The 20,713-nt window shown below is 71.6% G+C and carries 22 protein-coding genes; 7 read left to right on the top strand and 15 right to left on the bottom strand.

All coding sequences use genetic code 11. From position 1 onward, the window contains the following. Positions 1-15 precede the first annotated feature (15 nt). Positions 16-819, top strand: a complete 804-nt coding sequence (locus AB0A90_RS09705) for a DUF4097 family beta strand repeat-containing protein (RefSeq protein ID WP_357244502.1) — start codon at positions 16-18, stop codon at positions 817-819. Between the two features lie 41 nt (positions 820-860). Here the strand turns inward: AB0A90_RS09705 and era are convergent, their stop codons facing one another. The 7 genes from era to AB0A90_RS09670 all read right to left on the bottom strand — a co-directional run bounded on the left by era (position 861) and on the right by AB0A90_RS09670 (position 6,971). Beyond that, positions 861-1,766, bottom strand: coding sequence for a GTPase Era (gene era / locus AB0A90_RS09700; protein ID WP_357244499.1), 906 nt, complete (start codon positions 1,764-1,766; stop codon positions 861-863). Further along, positions 1,763-2,149: a cytidine deaminase gene (locus AB0A90_RS09695; protein WP_357244496.1), complete on the bottom strand. Its 387-nt coding sequence runs from the start codon at positions 2,147-2,149 to the stop codon at positions 1,763-1,765. Before AB0A90_RS09695 ends, era begins: the two co-directional genes overlap by 4 nt. Next, entirely contained in the window at positions 2,142-3,563 is a 1,422-nt protein-coding gene (locus AB0A90_RS09690) for a hemolysin family protein (protein WP_357245177.1), read from the bottom strand. Before AB0A90_RS09690 ends, AB0A90_RS09695 begins: the two co-directional genes overlap by 8 nt. Next, positions 3,539-4,012 carry an rRNA maturation RNase YbeY gene (ybeY, locus tag AB0A90_RS09685; RefSeq protein WP_272613012.1) on the bottom strand — a complete coding sequence of 158 codons (474 nt, stop codon included), beginning with the start codon at positions 4,010-4,012 and terminating at the stop codon, positions 3,539-3,541. Before ybeY ends, AB0A90_RS09690 begins: the two co-directional genes overlap by 25 nt. Positions 4,013-4,027: 15 nt before the next feature. Continuing rightward, complete coding sequence (locus tag AB0A90_RS09680) at positions 4,028-5,086, bottom strand: PhoH family protein (RefSeq protein WP_357244492.1); 1,059 nt, start codon at positions 5,084-5,086, stop codon at positions 4,028-4,030. A 131-nt stretch (positions 5,087-5,217) separates the two neighbouring features. Then, on the bottom strand, positions 5,218-6,615 hold the full coding sequence (locus AB0A90_RS09675; protein ID WP_357244489.1) for a serine hydrolase domain-containing protein: 1,398 nt from the start codon (positions 6,613-6,615) through the stop codon (positions 5,218-5,220). Next, on the bottom strand, positions 6,612-6,971 hold the full coding sequence (locus tag AB0A90_RS09670; protein WP_357244486.1) for a histidine triad nucleotide-binding protein: 360 nt from the start codon (positions 6,969-6,971) through the stop codon (positions 6,612-6,614). The genes AB0A90_RS09675 and AB0A90_RS09670 overlap by 4 nt, the downstream gene beginning before the upstream one ends. Positions 6,972-7,070: 99 nt before the next feature. Here AB0A90_RS09670 and AB0A90_RS09665 point away from each other — a divergent pair, with 99 nt between their 5' ends. Together AB0A90_RS09665 and ppk2 are read left to right on the top strand one after the other, a co-directional pair. After that, entirely contained in the window at positions 7,071-7,832 is a 762-nt protein-coding gene (locus tag AB0A90_RS09665; protein WP_357244483.1) for an SDR family NAD(P)-dependent oxidoreductase, read from the top strand. A gap of 62 nt (positions 7,833-7,894) precedes the next feature. Further along, entirely contained in the window at positions 7,895-8,806 is a 912-nt protein-coding gene (gene ppk2, locus AB0A90_RS09660; protein WP_357244480.1) for a polyphosphate kinase 2, read from the top strand. A 73-nt stretch (positions 8,807-8,879) separates the two neighbouring features. Here the strand turns inward: ppk2 and AB0A90_RS09655 are convergent, their stop codons facing one another. The 3 genes from AB0A90_RS09655 to wrbA all read right to left on the bottom strand — a co-directional run bounded on the left by AB0A90_RS09655 (position 8,880) and on the right by wrbA (position 11,708). Further along, on the bottom strand, positions 8,880-9,350 hold the full coding sequence (locus AB0A90_RS09655) for a hemerythrin domain-containing protein (RefSeq protein ID WP_357244477.1): 471 nt from the start codon (positions 9,348-9,350) through the stop codon (positions 8,880-8,882). Between the two features lie 283 nt (positions 9,351-9,633). Next, on the bottom strand, positions 9,634-11,055 hold the full coding sequence (locus AB0A90_RS09650; protein ID WP_357244474.1) for an MFS transporter: 1,422 nt from the start codon (positions 11,053-11,055) through the stop codon (positions 9,634-9,636). Between the two features lie 26 nt (positions 11,056-11,081). After that, on the bottom strand, positions 11,082-11,708 hold the full coding sequence (gene wrbA / locus AB0A90_RS09645; protein ID WP_357244471.1) for an NAD(P)H:quinone oxidoreductase: 627 nt from the start codon (positions 11,706-11,708) through the stop codon (positions 11,082-11,084). An 88-nt stretch (positions 11,709-11,796) separates the two neighbouring features. On the opposite strand from wrbA, the gene AB0A90_RS09640 reads away from it, so the two are divergent. Then, a complete protein-coding gene (locus AB0A90_RS09640) occupies positions 11,797-12,237 on the top strand; it encodes a MarR family winged helix-turn-helix transcriptional regulator (RefSeq protein WP_357244468.1) in 441 nt (146 codons plus the stop codon). Between the two features lie 216 nt (positions 12,238-12,453). Here AB0A90_RS09640 and AB0A90_RS09635 read toward each other — a convergent pair whose 3' ends face one another. From AB0A90_RS09635 to hrcA, 3 genes are all read right to left on the bottom strand, one after another. Further along, positions 12,454-13,188, bottom strand: a complete 735-nt coding sequence (locus AB0A90_RS09635) for a 16S rRNA (uracil(1498)-N(3))-methyltransferase (RefSeq protein WP_357244465.1) — start codon at positions 13,186-13,188, stop codon at positions 12,454-12,456. Between the two features lies 1 nt (position 13,189). Beyond that, positions 13,190-14,335: a molecular chaperone DnaJ gene (gene dnaJ / locus AB0A90_RS09630; protein ID WP_172862226.1), complete on the bottom strand. Its 1,146-nt coding sequence runs from the start codon at positions 14,333-14,335 to the stop codon at positions 13,190-13,192. Positions 14,336-14,410: 75 nt separating this feature from the next. Next, positions 14,411-15,433: a heat-inducible transcriptional repressor HrcA gene (hrcA, locus tag AB0A90_RS09625; protein WP_357244462.1), complete on the bottom strand. Its 1,023-nt coding sequence runs from the start codon at positions 15,431-15,433 to the stop codon at positions 14,411-14,413. 166 nt (positions 15,434-15,599) lie between these two features. Between hrcA and AB0A90_RS09620 the strand changes: the two genes are divergently transcribed. Continuing rightward, a complete protein-coding gene (locus tag AB0A90_RS09620; RefSeq protein WP_357244459.1) occupies positions 15,600-16,250 on the top strand; it encodes a DUF4870 domain-containing protein in 651 nt (216 codons plus the stop codon). 66 nt (positions 16,251-16,316) lie between these two features. Here AB0A90_RS09620 and hemW read toward each other — a convergent pair whose 3' ends face one another. Then, positions 16,317-17,540 (bottom strand): radical SAM family heme chaperone HemW, encoded by a 1,224-nt coding sequence (gene hemW / locus AB0A90_RS09615; protein WP_357245175.1) that lies wholly within the window; start codon positions 17,538-17,540, stop codon positions 16,317-16,319. A 19-nt stretch (positions 17,541-17,559) separates the two neighbouring features. Between hemW and AB0A90_RS09610 the strand changes: the two genes are divergently transcribed. Next, on the top strand, positions 17,560-18,369 hold the full coding sequence (locus tag AB0A90_RS09610; protein ID WP_357244456.1) for an enoyl-CoA hydratase-related protein: 810 nt from the start codon (positions 17,560-17,562) through the stop codon (positions 18,367-18,369). A gap of 104 nt (positions 18,370-18,473) precedes the next feature. On the opposite strand, the gene AB0A90_RS09605 is transcribed toward AB0A90_RS09610, so the two are convergent. Further along, a complete protein-coding gene (locus tag AB0A90_RS09605) occupies positions 18,474-19,238 on the bottom strand; it encodes an SDR family NAD(P)-dependent oxidoreductase (RefSeq protein WP_357244453.1) in 765 nt (254 codons plus the stop codon). Between the two features lie 401 nt (positions 19,239-19,639). Between AB0A90_RS09605 and AB0A90_RS09600 the strand changes: the two genes are divergently transcribed. After that, complete coding sequence (locus AB0A90_RS09600) at positions 19,640-20,500, top strand: hypothetical protein (RefSeq protein WP_357244450.1); 861 nt, start codon at positions 19,640-19,642, stop codon at positions 20,498-20,500. The last annotated feature ends 213 nt before the right edge of the window (positions 20,501-20,713 follow it).

The raw sequence follows: 20,713 nt of genomic DNA, 5'->3' as shown, positions 1-20,713 counted from the left end.
CGTAGCGTGCTGGTCATGGCAATGCACCCCACCACCAGCGCCGTCCGTCGCGCCACCGCGCCCGTCGCTCTGGGCCTGACAACCGCCCTCATCCTTGTCGCCGGGTGCGACAACCTCGCCATGCGCCGCCTTGACTACGACGACACCGAGGCGGCGAAGATCACCACCATCCGGGTGCTGCCCGGTGCGGGCGACGTGATCGTCCGGGGTAGCGGCACGGAGGGCGAGGCGCGGATCAAACGGGTCGTGCGCTATCAGGGTGGCGAGCCCAGCGCCCGGTACGAGATCAAGGGCAGCGAGTTGGTGCTGGACACCGACTGCGGCGACCGGTGCAGCATCTCCTACGAGGTGGCCCTGCCGGAGGGCGTGGCTCTCCAGGGCGAGTCCGGCTCCGGCGACGTCGAACTGAGCCGGGTCGGCACGGTGGATCTGCGGCTGGGCTCCGGCGACGTACGGATCGTCGGCGCGTCCGGCGCGGTCGGGGTCGAGACGGGCTCCGGCGACATCGACGTCAGCGAGGCCAGCGGGGCGGTCCGACTGCGCGCCGGCTCCGGGGACATCACCGCGCGCCGACTGGGCGGCGCGGTCGACGCGGAGGCCGGGTCCGGCAACGTCAACGTCGAACTGGACAAGCCCGCCGCCGCCCGCGCACATGCCGCCAGCGGCGATGTCACGCTGCTGGTGCCGGCGGGAAGCTACCGGGTCCGGTCCAACACCGGCTCCGGTGACGCCCGGGTCACCGTCGCCGACGATCCGGCCGCATCCCTGGTGCTCGACGGCTCGGCCGGCAGCGGCAACGTCACCATCAGCCAGCGCTGACGATACCGGTCGCCACCGGGCCGACCCACCGCCGAGGACGCTCAGAAACCCAACTTGCGCAACTGCTTCGGGTCGCGCTGCCAGTCCTTCGCGACCCGAACGTGCAGGTCGAGATAGACCCGGCCGCCCAGCAACTCCTCGATCTGCCGACGGGCGTTGGTGCCGACCTCCTTGAGCCGGCTCGCCTTGTGCCCGAGCACGATCGCCTTCTGGCTGGGGCGTTCCACGTACAGGTCGGCGTAGATCTTCATGACCTGACCCTCGGGGATCATCTCCTCCACCACCACGGCGATGGAGTGCGGCAGCTCGTCGCGGACCCCCTCCAGGGCGGCCTCGCGGATCAGCTCCGCGACGAGCACCTGCTCGGGATCGTCGGTCAGCATGTCGTCCGGGTAGAGCTGCGGCGACGGCGGCAGGTATTTGGTCATCACGTCGACCAGGGTGTCCACCTGGTGCCCGGAGACCGCGCTCACCGGCACGATCTCGGCGAACTCCCCCATCTTGCTGACCGCGAGCAACTGCTCGGCCAGGCGGCGCTTGTCGACCAGGTCGGTCTTGGTGACCACCGCCAGCACCGTCGCCTTCAGCTCGGCCAGCTCACCGGTGATGAACCGGTCTCCGCGCCCGACCGGCTCGTCGGCCGGGATGCACAGGCCGATCACGTCGACCTCCGTCCAGGTGGACCGGACCAGGTCGTTGAGGCGCTCGCCGAGCAGCGTACGGGGGCGGTGCAGCCCCGGGGTGTCGACCAGGACCAGTTGCGATTCCGGACGGTGCAGCACGGCCCGGATGACGTGCCTGGTGGTCTGCGGCTTGTTCGAGGTGATCGCGATCTTGGTGCCGACGATGGCGTTGGTGAGCGTCGACTTGCCCGCGTTGGGCCGGCCGACGAAGCAGCCGAACCCGGCCCGGTACGGGCGGGTCTCCGGGTCCCGCACGGGGCTCACTCGGTCACCGTGCCGAGGACCGTGCCGTCCGGGGCGGCCACGTGGATCGGCGCGTCCGTCGCGAGGTCACGCACGGCCGAGTGCCCGGCGCCGTCCAGCGTCGACGCCTCGGTCACCACCACCGCGGCCTCCAGCCGGCTCGCCCCGGCCGCCACGGCCGACGCGACCGCCAACTGCAACGCGGTGAGAGTCAGCGAGGGCAGCGCGACACTTGCCGCCGCGTACGTCCGGCCGTCCTGATCCCGGACCGCGGCGCCCTCCACGGCGGCGACCCGGCCACGGGCGCCCCGGGCCAGGACGACCAGTTTGGCGTCCTCGGCGCTCAGGGGCGCCGGCGCGGTGGGGGCGGGCCGGGCGGCGGGCGCGGCGGGTGTGTCAGGCATCGGCGGATTGCCTCTCGTCGTCTCGGTAGTTGTCCGTGTCGTCCCCGGAGCCGGCGTGCTCGCCGCGCCCCGCGTCCTGCTCATGGCCCGACTCCACCCGGTTGACCAGGACGGTGTCGATCCGGTTGCGCCGGCCGGTGGTGCCCTCGGCGAGCAGCCGGAGCCCGGCGACCTCGACCTCCGCGCCGGGGATCGGCACTCGCCCCAGCGACTGGGCCAGCAGGCCACCGACCGTCTCCACCTCGTCCGTGGGAAGTTCGGTGTCGAACATCTCGCCCAGGGTCTCCACCGGCAGGCGGGCGGTCACCCGCACCGAGGAGTCCGTCAGACGTTCGACGGGCGGGCGTTCGACATCGTACTCGTCGGTGATCTCACCGACGATCTCCTCCAGGATGTCCTCGATGGTGACCAGACCGCCGGTGCCGCCGTACTCGTCGACCACGATGACCAGGTGATTGCGGGCCGCCTGCATCTCCGACAGTAGGTCGTCGACCGGCTTGGACTCCGGCACGAAGGTCGCCGGGCGCATCAGCTCGGCCACCGGCAACTGTTCGGCCGCCGGGTCCCCGCCGCGGGAGCGCCGGATCAGGTCCTTGAGGTAGAGCACACCGAGCACGTCGTCGACGCTCTCGCCGATCACCGGGATGCGGGAGAAACCCGAACGCAGGAAGAGCACCAACGCCTGCGCGAGCGTCTTGCCCTCCTCGATCCACACCATCTCGGTACGCGGCACCATCACCTCGCGGGCGATGGTGTCACCGAGCGCGAAGACCGAGTGGATCATCTGACGTTCGCCGTGCTCGACCACGCCGCGCTGCTCGGCCAGGTCGACCAGCTCACGCAACTCGACCTGGCTGGCGAACGGCCCCTCCCGGAAGCCGCGCCCCGGTGTGACCGCGTTGCCGATCAGGATCAGCAACGAGGCGAGCGGATTGAGCGCCCGGCCCAACCAGCGGACCAGCGGCGCCACCGCACGACCCACGGCGTACGCGTGCTGCCGGCCGATGGTGCGCGGAGCAACGCCGACGACCACGAAGCTGACCACGGTCATCGCGCCGGCGGTCACCAACGCGGCCCGCCAGCCGGCGCCGAAGCTGTCCACCGCGACGAGCGCCACCAGGGTGGTGGCGGTCAGCTCGGCGAGCAGCCGCAACAGCAGGAGCAGGTTGAGGTGCCGGACGACGTCACCGGCGACCACCTGGAGGGTGCGGGCGCCACGCACGCCGTCGCGGGCCAGCTCGGCGGCCCGCGCCGGCGAGACCGCGGCGAGCGCCGCCTCGGTCATCGCGATCAGCCCGGCGAGCACCACCAGGCCGGCCGCGAAGACGATCAGCTGGAAGTCGGGAAGGCCGGCGGTGGCGCCGGCCGCCAGTAACGGAGGAGTGGACATCACTGGGTGCGGGTCGACCGCCAGCTCGCCAGCAGGCGGGCCTGGAGGGCGAACATCTCCCGCTCCTCCTCCGGCTCGGCGTGGTCGTAGCCGAGCAGGTGCAGGACCCCGTGCACGGTGAGCAGGTGCAGCTCGTCGGCGGGGGCGTGCCCGGCGGTCGCCGCCTGCTTGGCCGCGACCTCGGGGCAGAGCACGATGTCACCGAGCAGGGCGGGCTCGCCACCGGCCGGCGCGGACTCCCCCGGGCCGTGGTCGACGCTGCCCTCGTCCATGGGGAAGGCGAGCACGTCGGTCGGACCGTCGCCACCCATCCAGCGGTGGTTCAGCTCGGTCATGTAGTCGATGTCGACAAGCAGCACGGACAGCTCGGCGAGGGGGTTGACCCCCATCTCGTCGAGGGCGTGCCGGGCGACGGCGAGCACGGCATCGGTGTCAACCTCGACACCGGACTCGTTGGCGATCTCGATGGACAACTGCTTTCCTCTGCTTTAGCGGCGGCGGCCGGCACGGCCGCCCTGGGCGGGTCGCCCGGGCACGGCGTGGACGCCCTGCGCCTGCTGGTTCTCCCGCTCGGCGTCCCAGCGGGCGTACGCGTCGACGATCTCCCCCACCAGCCGGTGGCGGACCACGTCGGAGCTGGACAACTGGGAGAAGTGCACGTCGTCGACGTTTTCCAGGATCTCCCGGACGACCCGCAGGCCGCTGCTGGTCCCGCCGGGAAGGTCCACCTGGGTGATGTCACCCGTCACGACGATCTTGGAGTTGAAGCCGAGCCGGGTGAGGAACATCTTCATCTGCTCGGGCGTCGTGTTCTGCGCCTCGTCCAGGATGATGAACGCGTCGGAGAGCGTCCGGCCCCGCATGTAGGCCAGCGGTGCCACCTCGATCGTCCCCTGGGCCATCAGCTTCGGGATCGTCTCCGGGTCGAGCATCTCGTGCAGCGCGTCGTAGAGCGGGCGCAGGTACGGGTCGATCTTGTCGTTGAGCGTGCCGGGCAGGAAGCCCAGTCGCTCACCCGCCTCCACCGCCGGCCGGGTCAGGATGATCCGGTTGACCTGCTTGGCCTGCAACGCCTGGACGGCCTTCGCCATCGCCAGGTAGGTCTTGCCGGTGCCGGCCGGGCCGATGCCGAAGACGATGGTGTGGGTGTCGATCGCGTCGACGTACCGCTTCTGACCGAGCGTCTTGGGACGGATGGTGCGCCCGCGACGGGAGAGGATGTTGAGCGTCAGGACCTCGGCGGGCCGCTCGGCACTGCCCTGCTCGAGCATGCCGACGGTACGCCGGACGGCGTCAGTGGTCAGGGTCTCGCCTTTCTCGATGAGTTCGAGCAGCTCACTGAAGACCCGCTCGGCAAGGGCGTTGTCCGCGGGGTCACCGGTGATGGTGATCTCGTTGCCGCGAACGTGCACGTCACTGTTGACCGAGCGTTCGACGAGTCGGAGGATCTCGTCGCCTGCGCCGAGCAGATCGACCATGATCTTCGAGTCGGGCACGGTGATCCTGGTCTGCACCCGGGGCGGGCCGGGAGGTGGGGTGCCGGTCATAAGGTGGGCCGAAGGGCCCTGCGCACCTGCTCTCGATCTCGGCGCCGGCCCTGCTGGCACGGCGTGCGGACGTTACACCCATCGTATCTGTTCAACGTGGGGCGCATCGCGCCCATTTCCGCTGGCCGCGATCAACTCCCGGCCCGGAAGTCGTACCTGTCGAAGGTCTCCTGGTGACGGGTGAACCGGTACGTCGCCCAGTGCATCCGGACCACCGCGCCGGCCCCGTCCCGGGTCAGTCGCAGCAGCTCGCCGGCCTCCCGACCGGAGACCGTGCGGAACACGTCCGGCTGGTCCGGCAGCGGGGTGAAGATCGCCGGCGGTCGTCCGGCCGGGTCACCGACCCCGCGCGCCCGCAGGGTGCCGTCGTGCCAGGAGAAGACGTACTCGTAGCCCTCTCCCCACCAGCGGCCGAGCGCACCCCGCAGGGCCGCCGGAGCGGGTGCGCCCGGCCGCCAGGGCTCGATCTCGGCCGGGTCGTGCTCGACCGCCGCCGCGAGCAGCAGGTGCGGCAGGTCGAGCACCTCGGTCGCCGTGCCGGACGAGCCGAGCACGGCGGCGCCCATCGCGCCGGCCGTGCCCTCGCCTCCGCGACGGCCGTACACGGCGGCGAGGAAACCGGGCATCGCCCCGTCGTGCCCCACGTGCACCACCCGCTCCCCCTGCGGGACGAGGATCAGCCCGAGCCCGAAGCCCGCGCCCCAGAGCGTCTCGTCGGTGGTGGTCACCGGCCAGCGCATCTCGTCCAGGGTGGCCGGGGCGAGGACCGCGCCGGCCGGGTCCAGCGCCGCCGGGTCGGCCAGGAACGCCGCCCAGCGGGCCATGTCGGTCGCGGTGCTCCAGAGCTGGGCGGCCGGGCCGACCGCACCGAAGTCGGTGGGCGGTTCCGGGCGCGCCTCGTCGGAGTACGCGTCGACCAGGAAGCCGGTGGCCGCCGTCGGCCGTGGGGTCACGGTGGTGTCGGCCAGCCCCAGGGGCGTCAGGATCCGCTCGGTGAGCGCCCGCGCCCAACTTTCGCCCCGAAGCCGGGCGACGAGCTGGCCGAGGACGGCCAGGCCCAGGTTGGAGTAGTGGAACCGACGGCCGGTCGGCAGCACCCGCTCGGCCCGGTCCAGCTCCGCGACCAACTGGTCGGCGTCCGGCGCGCGCAGCCTGTCCCACACGTCGCCGAACGGCTCGCGTTGCAGGCCGGCGGTGTGCGACAGCAATCGGCGCACGGTCAGCTCGCCGTGTGCCGGGAGGTCCAGGTGCCGGCCCACCGGGTCGTCCAGGTCCAGCAACCCGTCGTCGCGGCACTGCAGGACCAGCGCCGCGGTGAACGTCTTGGTGACCGAGCCGATCCGGAACTGGGTGCCCGGCCCCAACGGGCTGTCGGTGCCGGTGTCGCCGACGGTGCAGTTCCAGAGCGGGCGGTCGGCCCGGTGCAGCGCCGCCGACACCGCCGGCACCCGGGCGTCGGCCTGCACCCTGCGAACCAGCCGACCCAGGCGCTCGTCCACCCGGGCGTCCGGCGCCGGCCCTGCGCTCACGCCAGGTTCCGGGCGAGCATCGGACCGAGCGGCGCGCCACCGAGCAGGTGCACGTGCACGTGGAAGACCTCCTGGCCGCCGTACGCGCCGGTGTTGAACATCAGCCGGAAACCGTCGCCGAGCAGGCCCTCGTCCTCGGCCACCGCGGCGGACGTCGCCAGCACGTCGGCGGCCAGCGCCGGGTCGCCCTGGGCGAGTGTGGCGACGTCGGCGTAGTGCTCCTTCGGAATGACCAGCACGTGCACCGGCGCCTTCGGGTCGATGTCACGGAAGGCGAGCGTGGTGTCGGTCTCCCGGACCACGGTGGCCGGGATCTCCCCGGCGACGATGCGGCAGAACAGGCAGTCGGATCCCATCGGGGCAGTGTAAAGACCAACGGGCCGGGGGCGCTCCGGCGCGGCACGCGCCGCCGGCGGCGTTCGCAGCGAAGAGGCGGCTGAGGCAGGATGGCCGCCATGACGGATCGAGCGGTACTCGTGACCGGGGCCTCGCGCGGGATCGGCCGGGCGGTGGCGACGGCGTTCGCGGCCAGCGGCGACCGGGTGGCGATCCACCACCGCGACTCCGCCGACGCGGCCGAGGAGCTGCGCGCGCACCTGCCGGGCGCCGGACACGTGGTGGTCCGCGCCGACCTCACCGACCCGGACGCGGTCCGGGCCATGGTCGACCGGGCCGCCGAGCTGCTCGGCGGGCTGGACGTGCTCGTCAACAACGCCGGGACGTACGGCGACCGGGACGATCCGCACCCGATCTTCGGCGCCTCCTACGAGCAGTGGCAGCAACGCTGGCAGCTGGTGCTCGCGACCAACCTGACCGGCGCCGGCAACGTCACCTGGTGCGCGGCCCAGCACATGCGGGAGCGCGGCGGTCGGATCGTCAACGTCTCGTCCCGGGGCGCGTTCCGCGGCGAGCCGGACCAGCCGGCGTACGGCGCCAGCAAGGCGGGGCTGAACGCGCTGGGCCAGTCCCTCGCGGTGGCGCTCGCGCCGTACGGCATCACGGTCGCCACGGTCGCGCCGGGCTTCGTGGCGACCGACATGACCACCGAGCACCTGCGCGGCGAGCAGGGCGCCGCCATCCGGGCGCAGAGCCCGTTCGACCGGGTGGCCGAGCCTGCGGAGATCGCCGCCGCGGTGCACTGGCTGGCCTCGCCGCAGGCCGAGTGGGCCTCCGGCACGATCGTCGACCTCAACGGCGCCTCCTACCTGCGCAGCTGAGATCGGCAGATCACCCAGCAGGGAAGGTGGTTCGCGGCACGAGGCGGGTAAGTCTCACCGACATGGCCGACTCCGCGCTGCTGGACCTCACCGCCGACTACCGGGTGGCCGATGGCCACGACGACGACCCCGTCCTGCTCCGCCCCGACGGCACCCCCGTCGAGACCTGGCGCGAGGACTATCCGTACGACGAGCGGATGGACCGCGACGAGTACGACCGCGACAAGCGACTGCTCCAGATCGAGCTGCTCAAGCTCCAGGACTGGATCAAGGAGTCCGGTGAGCGCCTGGTGATCCTCTTCGAGGGTCGGGACGCCGCCGGCAAGGGCGGCACCATCAAACGCTTCATGGAGCACCTCAACCCGCGAGGCGCGTCGGTGGTGGCGCTGGCCAAGCCGGACGAGCGGGAAGCCGCCCAGTGGTACTTCCAGCGGTGGCTGGCACATCTGCCGGCCGCCGGCGAGATCGTGCTGTTCGACCGATCCTGGTACAACCGGGCCGGCGTCGAGCGGGTGATGGGCTTCTGCTCCCGCAAGGAGTACCTGGAGTTCCTGCGGCAGGCCCCGGAGCTGGAGCGGATGCTGGTGCGCTCAGGCATCCGGTTGGTCAAGTTCTGGTTCTCCGTGTCCCAGAACGAGCAGCGCACCCGGTTCGCGATCCGCCAGGTGGACCCGGTGCGCCAGTGGAAGCTGTCCCCGATGGACATCGCGTCACTGGACCGGTGGGACGAGTACACCGAGGCCAAGGAGGCCATGTTCTTCTGGACCGACACGGCCGACGCGCCGTGGACGGTGGTGAAGAGCAACGACAAGAAGCGCGCCCGGCTCGAGGCCATGCGGCACGTGCTGCACCGTTTCGACTACGCCGGCAAGGACTCCGAGGTGGTCGGCACTCCCGATCCGCAGATCATCGGGCCGGCCGGGCTGGACCTGACGCCGGAGGAAGAGGTCGTGCCGGTGTTCCCCCGCCCCTGAGGGCATGGTTCCTCGTCTTTGAACGTTGGTCGTGTAATCCGTCGGTGGCGCGCTATTTCGGGGGCACCATTGCTCACAGCGGGCCCAGAACCTCCTCGGGCGACGCATCCAGCGAGAGTGTCTCGAGCACGCTGAGCAGCTGACGCTCCTCGTACCGAAAATGGCTCTCCATAATGGCTGCGGCGCCCTCGAGGTGACGACCCAACTCGGCAACCGGTGCGGCCCGATCGACCGCGGCCCGCAGTACGCCGAGTAGGTGCGCGATCATCGAGTGGTCCTGGGTGAGGTTGCGGAGCACGGGCTCCAACTCGGGATGAGCCGCCTTGATCGCCGGAAATAGGCGGTGGTCCTCGGCCCTGTGATGTCCGTCGAGGGCAGCGCAGAAGCCGTGGCAGTACAGCAGCAGCTCACGTGTGGCCGCCTCCGCGGAGCGACCTTCGGCAACTGCGGTGCGAGTGAGGTCAAGTGCTTCGCGCAGGCGCACATGCACTTCGCGAAGCTCGCGGCTCCAGGCGATCAGCCTGGTCGTCTCGCGCTCAGTCACGCGAAGACGAAGGATGGGACGTCAACGTCGTCGGTCTCCCTCGGTCGGGCGCCTCCATGCCTGCCACGGTCTGCCACCGGCACGCGACGCTGGTCGAAACTAAACCCATTGAGATCAGCTGATCCTCGGTAGCGAACCTGAGTCATGTTCTGTGCTCTCGTGTCGAGGATAGTAAGTCCGCAGCATGGACGGGAGCGCTGCGTTGCCGCGGGGACCACTGAGCCGGGATTGACACGCCCGGGTGGCAACCGCGTGGGCGGCGGGCATCATGTGGCGTTGTGGGTCAGGTCCGCCGCCGCGTGGGGAGCAACGGGCTGACTGCGGCAATCGTCAGGGCGACTCCGGCCGCTATACCGAAAACCAGTGCGTATCCAGAGGCCAGTGCGTCGGGCGGGGCGCTCGCGCTGTCGTTCGCGGCGGCGCGGGTGGCGGCCGCGGTCGCGTACACCGCAAGTGCGATCGAGCCACCAACCTGGCTGGCGGTGTTGGCCAGGCCGCCGACGATGCCGGCGTCACCCGACGAGACGTCGGCGGTCGCTGAGGCCATCAGGGTCGGGAAGACCAGGCCGATGCCGATCGCGACGAGCAGCGTCGGCCCGAGCACTCCGGCGGCGTAGTGACTGTCGGCGTCGGCTTGGGAGAGCCAGGCGAAGCCGGCCACGAAGCATGCGCACCCAGTCAAGATGAGCGCGCGGGCACCGCTCCGGAGAAACCAGCCGGTGGCGAAGCGGGCGACCACTACGAACATGACTGCGGCGGGGGTCTGTCCGAGCCCGGCGTCCAATGCGCTGTACTGCAGCACGTTCTGCATGAACAGCGAGGAGAAGAACCACATCGCGATGGCGATGCCGCCGAACAGCAGAAGCATCGCGTTGCTGACGGCTACGTTGCGGTTCCTGAACAGCCGCAGTGGCATCATCGGGGCCGCGACGCGCTTCTCGACCACCAGGAACACGGCGAGCAGGACCACGCCGGCCAGGATCGGCGGCATCACCCGCGGGGAGCCCCACGCGTGATCGGCGGCCTGCATGACGCCGTAGATCAGCGACGCCAGGCCGGCCGTGCCCGTGATCGCGCCGAGCAGGTCGAGCGATTCGCGCCGGAGCGCCGGTGCCGCGGTCAGCGATGTGGCCACCAGGAGCAGCACGATGCCAATCGGCACGTTGATCAGGAACACCCACCGCCAGGAGAGCCCGGAGGTCAGCACGCCGCCGGCGACCGCGCCGACCATGCCGCCGACGCCGCCCGCCGAGGACCACGCACCGAAGGCCCGAGCGCGCTCCTTCCCTTCGGGAAAGCGCGTGTTGATCACTGCGAGGGTGGCCGGTGCCAGCATGGCGCCGCCCAGGCCCTGAGCGACCCGGGCACCGACAAGCAGCTCTGGCGTGTGGGCCAGGCCGGCGGCCAGGCTGGCCAGCGAGAACAGGCCGAGGCCGGCCACCAACATCCGGCGGTGCCCGAACAGGTCCGCCGCACGGCCGCCCAGCAGCATGAACCCGGCGAACGTCAGAACATAGCCATTGACCACCCAGGCCAGCCCGGTGTCGGTGAACCCCAGGTCACGCTGTACGGAAGGCAGGGCGACGTTGACGATCGACACGTCCAGCACGACCATGAACTGGCAGGCGCAGGCCAGCGCGAGGACCAGCCAGGCAGGCCCGGCGTACAGCTTGGTCCCCGGATTCTCGGTACGGATACTCGTCATCTTTTCCTCCGAAGCAGGGTGACTGCTCACGCCGCTGCGGAGCGGCTCGGGACGAGGACGTCGCCGCTAAGCCGGGCGGCGAAATTGGCCAGACGCTGCCCCTGGTAGCGAGCGGCCCCGAGAGCCGCGGCGTCGGCACCCTCGCCGCCGGTCGCGACGGTGCCGTAGGGGTTGCCGCCGGCCGCGTAGACGGTGGCGTCGGTGAAGCCGGGCGGGATGATGACCGAGCCCCAGTGGTAGAAGACGTTGCCGAGCGCGAGGATGGTGGCTTCGCTGCCACCGTGCCGGTTATAGGCCGAGGTGAAAGCCGTGACCGCCTTGTCGGCCAGCACGCCCTCACGCCACAGGCCGCCGGCCTGGTCGATGAACTGCTTGAGCTGCGCCGCCGGCGTGCCGAAGCGGGTCGGCGTGCCGAACGCGAACGCATCAGCCCAGGCGAGGTCGTCGAGCTCGGCCACGGGCACCGACTTGGTGGCGTCGGCGTGCCGGCGCCACAGCGGATTCTGATCGATCGCCTCATTCGGCGCGAGCTCGGCCGCCCGGCGCAGGCGCACCTCCGCGCCGGTGGTCATGGCCCCGTCGGCAACGGCCTGCGCGAGGGCATGCACGGTACCGGTAGAGCTGTAGTAGATGACTGCGACCTTCACCGTCACGTTGACTCCTTGGTAGCGTTAGTTATGCGCTTAATCATTAGGCGGATAATGTTATGCGCATAACTAACGCCGCTGTCAAGGAGGTTCCGTGGATTACGAGTACGCCGACGCCCTGAACCAGGCGATCCGCCTGCTCAGCCTGCGTCACCGGGCCAGGGCGGCGCACCTGCTCGCCTCGCTCGGCCTGCACGTCGGCCAGGAGGCTCTGTTGCTGGAACTCGACCGGAGTGGCCCTCGCATCCAAGCGCAGCTCAGCGAGGCGCTGGGTTGTGAACCACCCAGCGTCACGCTGATGACCCGGAAGCTGGAGGCCTCCGGCCACATCAAGCGCACACCCGATCCGGCCGACAAGCGCGCCACCGTCGTCGCGCTCACCGCCAGCGGCAAGGCGCTGGTCGGGCAGATCCAGCAGCTTTGGCTCACCCTTGCGGAGGAGACGATCCGCGACCTGCCCGCCGAGATGCTCGAGCAACTGCCCGGCATCCTGCACACGATGTCCACCAACGTCAGCGGCAAGCTGCCCGCTTGACCGTCACGCCGTGCGAGAGTCCGGCGTGCCGCGGTCGGCGCCTGGCGCACGTCATCGCTGCCGTACAGCGGCGCTGGACCACGACTCCGGTATCCGGATCTGGAGCCGAGCGCGCGGAGACACGGTCGCGCGTCGTTCCCTGTTCGCCATGACCGCCGACCTGGGGGTGGCCGGCACTGACCGTCACAAGCAGGCCGGCGCGACCGCAGGAGCGGGTTACCAGCGACCGAGGCGGGTGGCCAGCACGCTGAGCGCCGCCACGCCGGCCGTCGAGGTACGCAGCACGGCCGGGCCGAGCCGCACGACTCGCCCGCCCGCCTCCCGGAGGGCCGTCAGCTCGGCCGGAGCGATGCCACCCTCGGGGCCGACGACCAGGACGATCTCACCGCTGGGCGGCAGCTCGGCGGTGCTGAGCCGCTCCTCGGCCTCCTCGTGCAGCACGAACCCGGCGGCAGCACCGGCGATCCGGCGGGCGACGGTGGCGGTGGACTCGTCGGGCGCGCCGGCCACCACGGGCAACCACGGGCGGCGGGCCTGCTTGGCGGCCTCCCGAGCGGTGGCCACCCACTTCTCCCGCGCCCGTACGCCCCGGTCGCCGCGCCACTGGGTGACCGAGCGGGACGCCGCCCAGGGCACGATCTCGTCCACCCCGACCTCGGTCATCGCCTGCACCGCCAGCTCACCCCGGTCGCCCTTGGCGATGCCCTGCACCACCACGATCCGGGGGACCGGCGCGTCCGCGTACCCCCGGGAGGTGATGGCGACCTCCAGGCTGCCCCGGCCGACGGCGGTGACCACGGCGGCGGCCGTGCCGCCCCGACCGTCGGCGAGCAGCAGTTCCTCGCCGACCCGCAGCCGCTGCACGGTGGCGGCGTGGTGCCCCTCCGGGCCGTCCAGGGTCAACGCGTCACCGGTGGGCAGCGCCTCGACCAGGAACAGCGGCGCGGACACCTCAGGCGTGCCCGTTGAACGCGTCGCGCATCCGCGAGAAGAAGCCGCCCTGCTTGGATAACTCGGCGACCTCCTCACCACGGGTCTTGGCGAAGTCGCGCAGCATCTTCTCCTGGTCGGGGTCGAGCTTGGTCGGGGTTCGCACGTCGAGGTGCACGTAGAGGTCGCCTCGGCCGGTGCCGCGCAGATGTGGCACGCCCCGGGCGCGCAGTCGCAGCGTGCTGGCCGGTTGGGTGCCGGCCTTGACGTCGACCGTCTCCTCGCTGTCCAGCGTCTTGATGGTCAGGCGGGTGCCGAGCGCCGCAGCGGTCATCGGCACGGTGACCCGGCAGTGCAGGTCGTCGCCCTTGCGGGAGTAGACGTCGTGCGGACGCTCGTGGATCTCCACGTAGAGGTCACCGGCGGTGCCGCCGCCCGGGCCGACCTCGCCCTGCTGGGCCAGCCGGATCCGCATGCCGTCCTCGACACCGGCCGGGATCTTGACGGTCAGCGAACGACGGGTGCGCACCCGGCCGTCGCCGGCGCAGGTGGGGCAGGGGTGCGGGATGGTGGTGCCGTAGCCCTGGCACACCGTGCACGGCCGGGCGGAGACCACCTGGCCGAGGAAGGTGCGCTGCACCGACTGCACCTCACCCCGGCCGGCGCACGCCTCACAGGTCGCCAGGTGGGTGCCGGCGGCCGTGCCGGCGCCGGAGCAGGTGGTGCAGAGCACAGCGGTGTCGACGGTGATCGGGGCCTCGACGCCGAACGCCGTCTCGTGCAGGTCCAGTTCGAGGCGCAGGATCGCGTCGGCACCCGGGCGGGTCCGGGGACGGGGACCGCGCGCCCCACCGGCCGCGCCACCGAAGAACGCGTCCATGATGTCCTGGAAACCGACGAACGGACCGGCACCACCGGGGCCACCCGGGCCGCCGGCGCCACCGCCGCCCGGGGCGAGCGGGTCGCCACCCAGGTCGACGATCTGCCGCTTCCGGTCGTCCGAGAGGACCTCGTACGCGGCGTTGATGTCCTTGAACTTCTCCTGAGCCTCCGGGTCCGGATTGACGTCCGGGTGGAACTGGCGCGCCAACTTGCGGTAGGCGCGCTTGATCTCGTCATCGGAGGCTTCCCGGCTCACACCGAGAATGCCGTAGTAGTCCCTGGCCACTGCGTTCCGTGTCCTCATGTTCGTCTCGCGTTGTGCCGGTCGGCGGCCGCAGCCGGCCGCATCGGCCCTGACCAATCAGTTCTGGGCCAGCAACTCGCCCACGTAGCGTGCCACGGCGCGCACCGTGGCGATATTGCCGGGGTAGTCCATCCGGGTGGGACCCAGCACCCCGAGGCCGCCGACGATCGTGGCGCCCGGGCCGTACCCGGTGCTGACCACCGAGGCGGCCCGCAGGTTGTCGAACTCGTTCTCGTCACCGATCAGCACCCGGGTCGTGCTCGGCTCGGTCTCACCGATGAGCTTGAGGAGCACGACCTCCTCCTCCAGCGCCTCCAGGATCGGCCGTAGCGAACCCTGGAAGTCGAGCAGGCCGCCGCGGGTGAGGTTGGCGGTGCCGGCCAGCGCGATGCGTTCCTCGTGCCGCTCGACAAGCGTCTCCAGGAGCACCGTGGAGAGCGTGGTCATCGCCGGACGCAGCTCGGACGGCGCCTCCTCGACGAGCGCCTGCACCAACGGTGGCGTGTCGGACAGCCGCGCGCCGGCGAGCTTCTCGTTGACCAGCCGGCGCAGATCGGTGACGTTGTCGGCGGGCACCGGCCCGGGCAACTCCACCAGCCGCTGCTCCACGCGCCCGGTGTCGGCGATCATGACGAGCATCAGCCGGGTGGTGGAGATCGGCACCAGCTCCAGGTGCCGAACCGAGGAGCGGGCCAGGCTCGGATACTGCACGACGGCCACCTGCCGGGTCAGCTGGGCGAGCAGCCGGACTGTGCGGTGCACCACGTCGTCGAGGTCGACCGCGCCGACCAGGAAGCGCTCGATCGCCCGACGTTCCGCCGGGCTGAGCGGCTTGACCCGGGACAACCGGTCGACGAAGAGTCGATAGCCGCGGTCGGTGGGCACCCGGCCGGCACTTGTGTGCGGCTGCCGGATGTAGCCCTCCTCCTCCAGCACGGCCATGTCGTTGCGGACCGTGGCCGGGGAGACCCCGAGTTGGTGCCGCTCGACCAGCGCCTTGCTGCCGACGGGCTCCTGGGTGGAGACGTAGTCCTCGACGATCGCGCGGAGCACAGCGAGTTTCCGGTCGTCGAGACCCATCCTCCGCACCTCCTGTCGCACGTCGGCCGCCGGCGCCGTGGCCCCGGTCGGGCCGCCCTGGCACTCGACTGTAACGAGTGCCAGTCTACGTCGGCGTACCCGCCAGCGCGATGATCAACGGCCGCCCACTGGTGCGGCGTTGCCACGGACCCCTACCGTGACACCCATGACTGAACCTCCTCGCCCTCCCGGCGCGGGTGACCCCGGCAACTACCCGCCGGAGCCGACCTCTCCCAGCTCGTACCCGTCGGCTGAGCCACCCACCGCACCACTGTCCGGGGCGCCTGGCCCGGGCGGCTATCCCCCGGCCGGTGGCTATCCGCCGCCCACCGGTGACCAACCGTCGTCGGGCGGCTACCCCCCGGCTGGTGGCTACCCGCCGCCCGGAGGCTATCCGCCGGCCGGCGGTTACCCGCCGCCCGGTGGCGGATATCCGACCGGCGGCGCCTACGGCGGCCCCGGTGGCGGTTTCGCCAGCAACGAGGACAAGACCTGGGCGCTCGTCGCGCACTTCGGCGGTGCCGCCGGGATGATCCTCAGCGGCGGGGTGCTGGGCTGGATCGCGCCGCTGGTGGCGCTGCTGGCCCGGGGAAACCAGTCCCCGACGGTGCGGTCGCACGCCGCGGCGGCGCTGAACTTCCAGCTCATCTGGTCGGTCGTCGGCCTGGTCGGCTGGGTGCTGTCCTGCATCCTGATCGGCTTCATCGGGGTCGGGGCGGCCATCATTCTCGGCGCTGTGTTCGGCATCATCGCCGGCATCAAGGCCAACGAGGGCCAGCTCTACCGCTACCCGCTCTCGGCCAGCTTCATCAAGTGACCCGCTCCGGCCGCTCCCCCGGCCGGTCGGTGCCCCGCTGCCCCGGTCCGGGGCGGCGGGGCTGGCTCAGGGCAGCAGGTCGCGCACGACCGCGTCGGCGAGCAGCCGCCCGCGCAGGGTGAGCACCGCCCGACCGGCCTTGTACTCGTCGGCGGCCAGCAGGCCGCCGGCCAGCGCCCGCTCGGCGCCGGCCCGCCCGGTGGCGTCGAGCACCGCCAGCGGCAGGCCGCTGGCGAGCCGCAGCCGGAGCATCACGTCCTCCATGTGCGCCTCGTCGGCCGTGAGCACCTCCCGGGCCAGGCCGGGAGACGTGCCCGCAGCCAGCCGCTGGGCGTACGCCGTGGGGTGTTTGACGTTCCACCAGCGCACCCCGCCGACGTGGCTGTGCGCCCCCGGCCCCAGCCCCCACCAGTCCGCGCCGGTCCAGTAGAGCAGGTTGTGCCGGCACCGGGCGTCGTCGGTGCGCGCCCAGTTGGAGACCTCGTACCAGGAGAGCCCGGCCGCGTCGAGCGCGGCCTCCGCGGCCAGGTAGCGGTCCGCGGCCACGTCGTCACTGGGGTACGCCAGCTCGCCGCGCCGCATCCGGGCCGCGAGCCGGGTGCCGTCCTCGACGATCAGGGCGTACGCGCTGACGTGGTCCACTCCGGCGGCCACGACCTGCTCCAGTGAGGCGGCGAAGTCCTCGGGCCGCTCCCCCGGGGTCCCGTAGATCAGGTCCAGGTTGACGTGCTCGAATCCGGCGTCGCGGGCCTCCAGGGCGGCGGCGGTGGCGCGGCCGGCGCTGTGTCTGCGGTCCAGGATCGCCAGCACCCCCGGGGAGGCGGACTGCATGCCCAGCGAGATCCGGGTGTAGCCGGCGGACCGCAGCAGCTTCAACGATTCCGGGGTCACCGACTCCGGGTTGGCCTCGGTGGTCACCTCGACGTCGGCGGCCAGCCCCCAGGTGCGGTCGATGCCGTCGAGGATGCGGGCCAGGTCGTCGGCGGGGAGCAGGGTGGGTGTGCCGCCGCCCACGAAGACGGTGTCGACCCGGGGCGGCGGGTTGTCGCCGAGCACCCGGGCGGCGAGCGCCAGCTCGGCCAGGACGGTGTCGGCGTACCCCTCGCGGCTGGCACCGCCACCCAGCTCGGACGCCGTGTAGGTGTTGAAGTCGCAGTAGCCGCAGCGGCTGGCGCAGAACGGCACGTGCACGTAGACGCCGAAGCCGCGCGCGCCGACCGCCGTGGTGGCGGTGGCGGGCAGCGATCCGTCGACGGGGACGGTCTCACCATCTGGAAGGACGCCGGGCATGGCCACTAGTGTGCCCGGCATGACCTCTCCCGACGTCCTCGTGCGGGTCGCCACGGCCCGTGGGGTGACCACCCTCACCCTGGACAGCCCGCGCAACCGCAACGCGCTGTCCACCGCCCTGATGACCCAGTTGCTGGCCGGGCTGGGCGACGCGGTCGCCGACGAGACGGTCCGGGTGATCGTGCTGGACCACACCGGCCCGGTCTTCTGCTCGGGCGCGGATCTGAAGGAGACCGCCGCGGCGTACGCCAGTGGGACGGTGCCCGCCGGGATGCTGGGCGACGTGCTCGCGGCGCTCTGGGAGTGCCCGAAGCCGGTGCTGGCCCGGGTGGGCGGGCCGGCGCGAGCCGGTGGGCTGGGCCTGATCGCCGCCGCCGACCTGGCGGTCTGCGCCGACGAGGCGACGTTCGCGTTCACCGAGGTGCGGATCGGGGTGATCCCGGCGGTGATCTCGGCGACCGTACTGCCTCGGCTGCAGGCCCGGGCCGCCGCCGAGCTGTATCTGACCGGAGACACCTTTGACGGCCGGCGGGCCGCCGAGATCGGACTGGTCACGGCCAGCGTGCCGGCGGACGGCCTGGACGACGCGGTGCGGCGGTACTGCGACTCGCTGGTGCGTGGCGCACCGGGCGCGTTGGCCGGCGCGAAGGAGCTGCTGCGCCGGCCGAGCACCGCCGAGCTGCGTGGCGAGCTGGCCCGGCTGTCCGCCCTGTCGACCGGGTACTTCCTGTCCGACGAGGGACGCGAAGGGGTCACGGCCTTCCGGGAGAAGAGATTGGCTCGATGGGTGGCCGCTCTGGACGAGGGCTCCGGCGAGCACGCCGGGTAGGCATGGTTGTCCGCGCGCCCTTTGCTCTGCTTCAACCGGCGCACCACTTACGGCGTCTGAGTGTTGCGTCCGTTGGAGCAGAGCAAAGGGCTCGTCCGGTGGGGTCACCAGGCGGTCGCGCCGCCGTCGACCGGGTAGTTCGCCCCGGTGATGTAAGACGCCCGGTCGGAGGCCAGGAACACCACGAGTTCGGCGACCTCCTCGGGTTGGGCGAACCGCTTGAGCAGCGTCTTGCCGGTGATCGCGTCTCGCGCCGCCTGGTTGTCACCCAGGTCGCGTTCACTCGCCGGGCTGATGATCGGCCCGGGGCTGACCGCCACCGCGCGGATCCCGTGCGGCGCGCCTTCGAGCGCGAGCTGTCGGGTCAGGCCGATGACGCCGGCGTTGGCGGCGGTGTGACCCACCATCGGGGGGACGTGACCGGCGATCAGGCCGGCCATGGAGGCGGCGTTGATGATGACGCCGCCGCCCCGCTGGACCAGGTGCGGCCAGGCGAACTTCGACACGAAGTACGGAATGTCCAGTTCGCCGGTGATGGTGTACCGCCAGTCCTCGACGGAGAAGTCCGGCATCGGGCCGAAGCGGAGCGCGGCCGCGTTGTTGTAGACCACGTCCAGCCCGCCGTAGACCGCGGCGGCCTCCTCGACGAACGTTCGCACCTGTTCCGGGTCGCTGAGGTCGACCGGCGCGATGCCGGTCATCTCACCGCCGGCGGCGCGGACGAGTTCGACCGTCTCGTCGTTGCCGGCGACCTGGATGTCGGCTCCGACGACCTTCGCGCCTTCCCGCGCGAAGATCTGCGCGGAGACGCGTCCCAGACCGCCGCCGGTGCCGGTGACGAGCACAGCCTTGCCGTCGAGCGTTCCCATGGAACTCCTCCTTGCTCCGTGACCCGGCTCGGTCGCATCGCGTACCACCGGACGGGCCAGCGATTGACATGTCAACCGTAGTAACTCCTTGACCGGTCAACCACTTCCCTGCCCGGTCGAGGCGGTGACGCGCGCGACAAGCCGGCGGCCGAGACGCCGGGTGCCCGCCACCTGGCCAGCGACAACCGGCACCACACGCTTGGATTGTCGTTGAGTCAGGGTGGGCGGGAGAGCCATCCGGGCAGGTGAGACCGCGCCCGCAGCGGGAATGTGCTCGATCGGAACGCGTCGGTGGAGCCGACCCCGAACCGGGACGGAGCCGCCGAGCCGGCCTCGAACCCGCTCGGACGGTCCGTTCGGCGCGACGGGGACGTACGCTTGGCAGACTTGTCGATCTGGGGGTGTGGGTGCGAACTCGGGCAGCCGTTGCGGGTGGAGTGGTCCTCATCCTCGTCGCCGTGATCGCGATCTGGCTCGTCGTACGGCAGGTCGGGGGCGGTCTGCAGCTGCCGCTGTCGGCACGCAAGTGCACCGTGCAGGCCGACGGCCGGGTCGCCCTGGACGCCGACCAGATGGCCAACGCGGCCACCATCGCGGCGATCGGCGCCCAGCGCGGCATGCCCGAGCGGGCCGTCGTGGTCGCGCTGGCCACGGCGTACCAGGAGTCCGGGCTGCGCAACCTCGCCGACGGCGACCGCGACTCGGTCGGCCTCTTCCAGCAGCGACCGAGCCAGGGCTGGGGCACCCCGGCGCAGATCCGCGACCCGCGCTACGCGGCCAACCGGTTCTACGCGGCGCTCAAGAAGGTCCGCGGCTGGGAGAAGATGCGGGTCACCGACGCCGCCCAGCGGGTGCAGCGCTCGGCCTTCCCGGAGGCCTACCAGAAGTGGGCCGACGACTCCGAGGTGCTCAGCCGCGCACTGATGGGCGACGCCACCGGCGCGGTCGCCTGCACGGTGGGGCGTACCCCGGTGATGCACGGGGCGGCGGCGGCCACCCAGCTCACCCGCAACCTCGTACTGGACTGGGGGTTGAAGGGTCTCGACCCGAACGACCCGACCGGCCTGACGGTGACTCCGGGTGATCAGCGCGATGGCTGGCGGTACGCGCACTGGCTGGTCTCGCACGCCCAGGACCACGGGGTGAAGCGGGTCCGCTTCGGCGACCTGGAGTGGACCGCCCGGGGCGGCACCTGGGGTCGGGTGGACGGACAGCAGAACTCCGCCGGCCGGGTGGTGGCCGAGGTGTTCGACGAGGGCTGACCGGCCCCGGATCTCTTAACCGGCAGTCACCGCACAATCGGACAAAGAGCCACAAGAACGTCTCTCGATCACAAAGATCTCACTGTGCGCAGCCCTCCCGCTGCGGGGGGTTCCGGCTGGGTCCCCCACACGCAACACGCCCTCCCCGAGGCCTTGGCCACCGCGTTACGATCGGCGGCCTGTGCCAGAAAAGGTTTCACCTCATGGGGAGGG

This window comes from Micromonospora sp. NPDC049204 (assembly GCF_040647935.1).
In the GTDB taxonomy this organism is placed as follows: domain Bacteria; phylum Actinomycetota; class Actinomycetes; order Mycobacteriales; family Micromonosporaceae; genus Micromonospora.
Note: the sequence above shows the minus strand (reverse complement) of the source record. Positions and strands in the feature narration are given on the sequence as shown.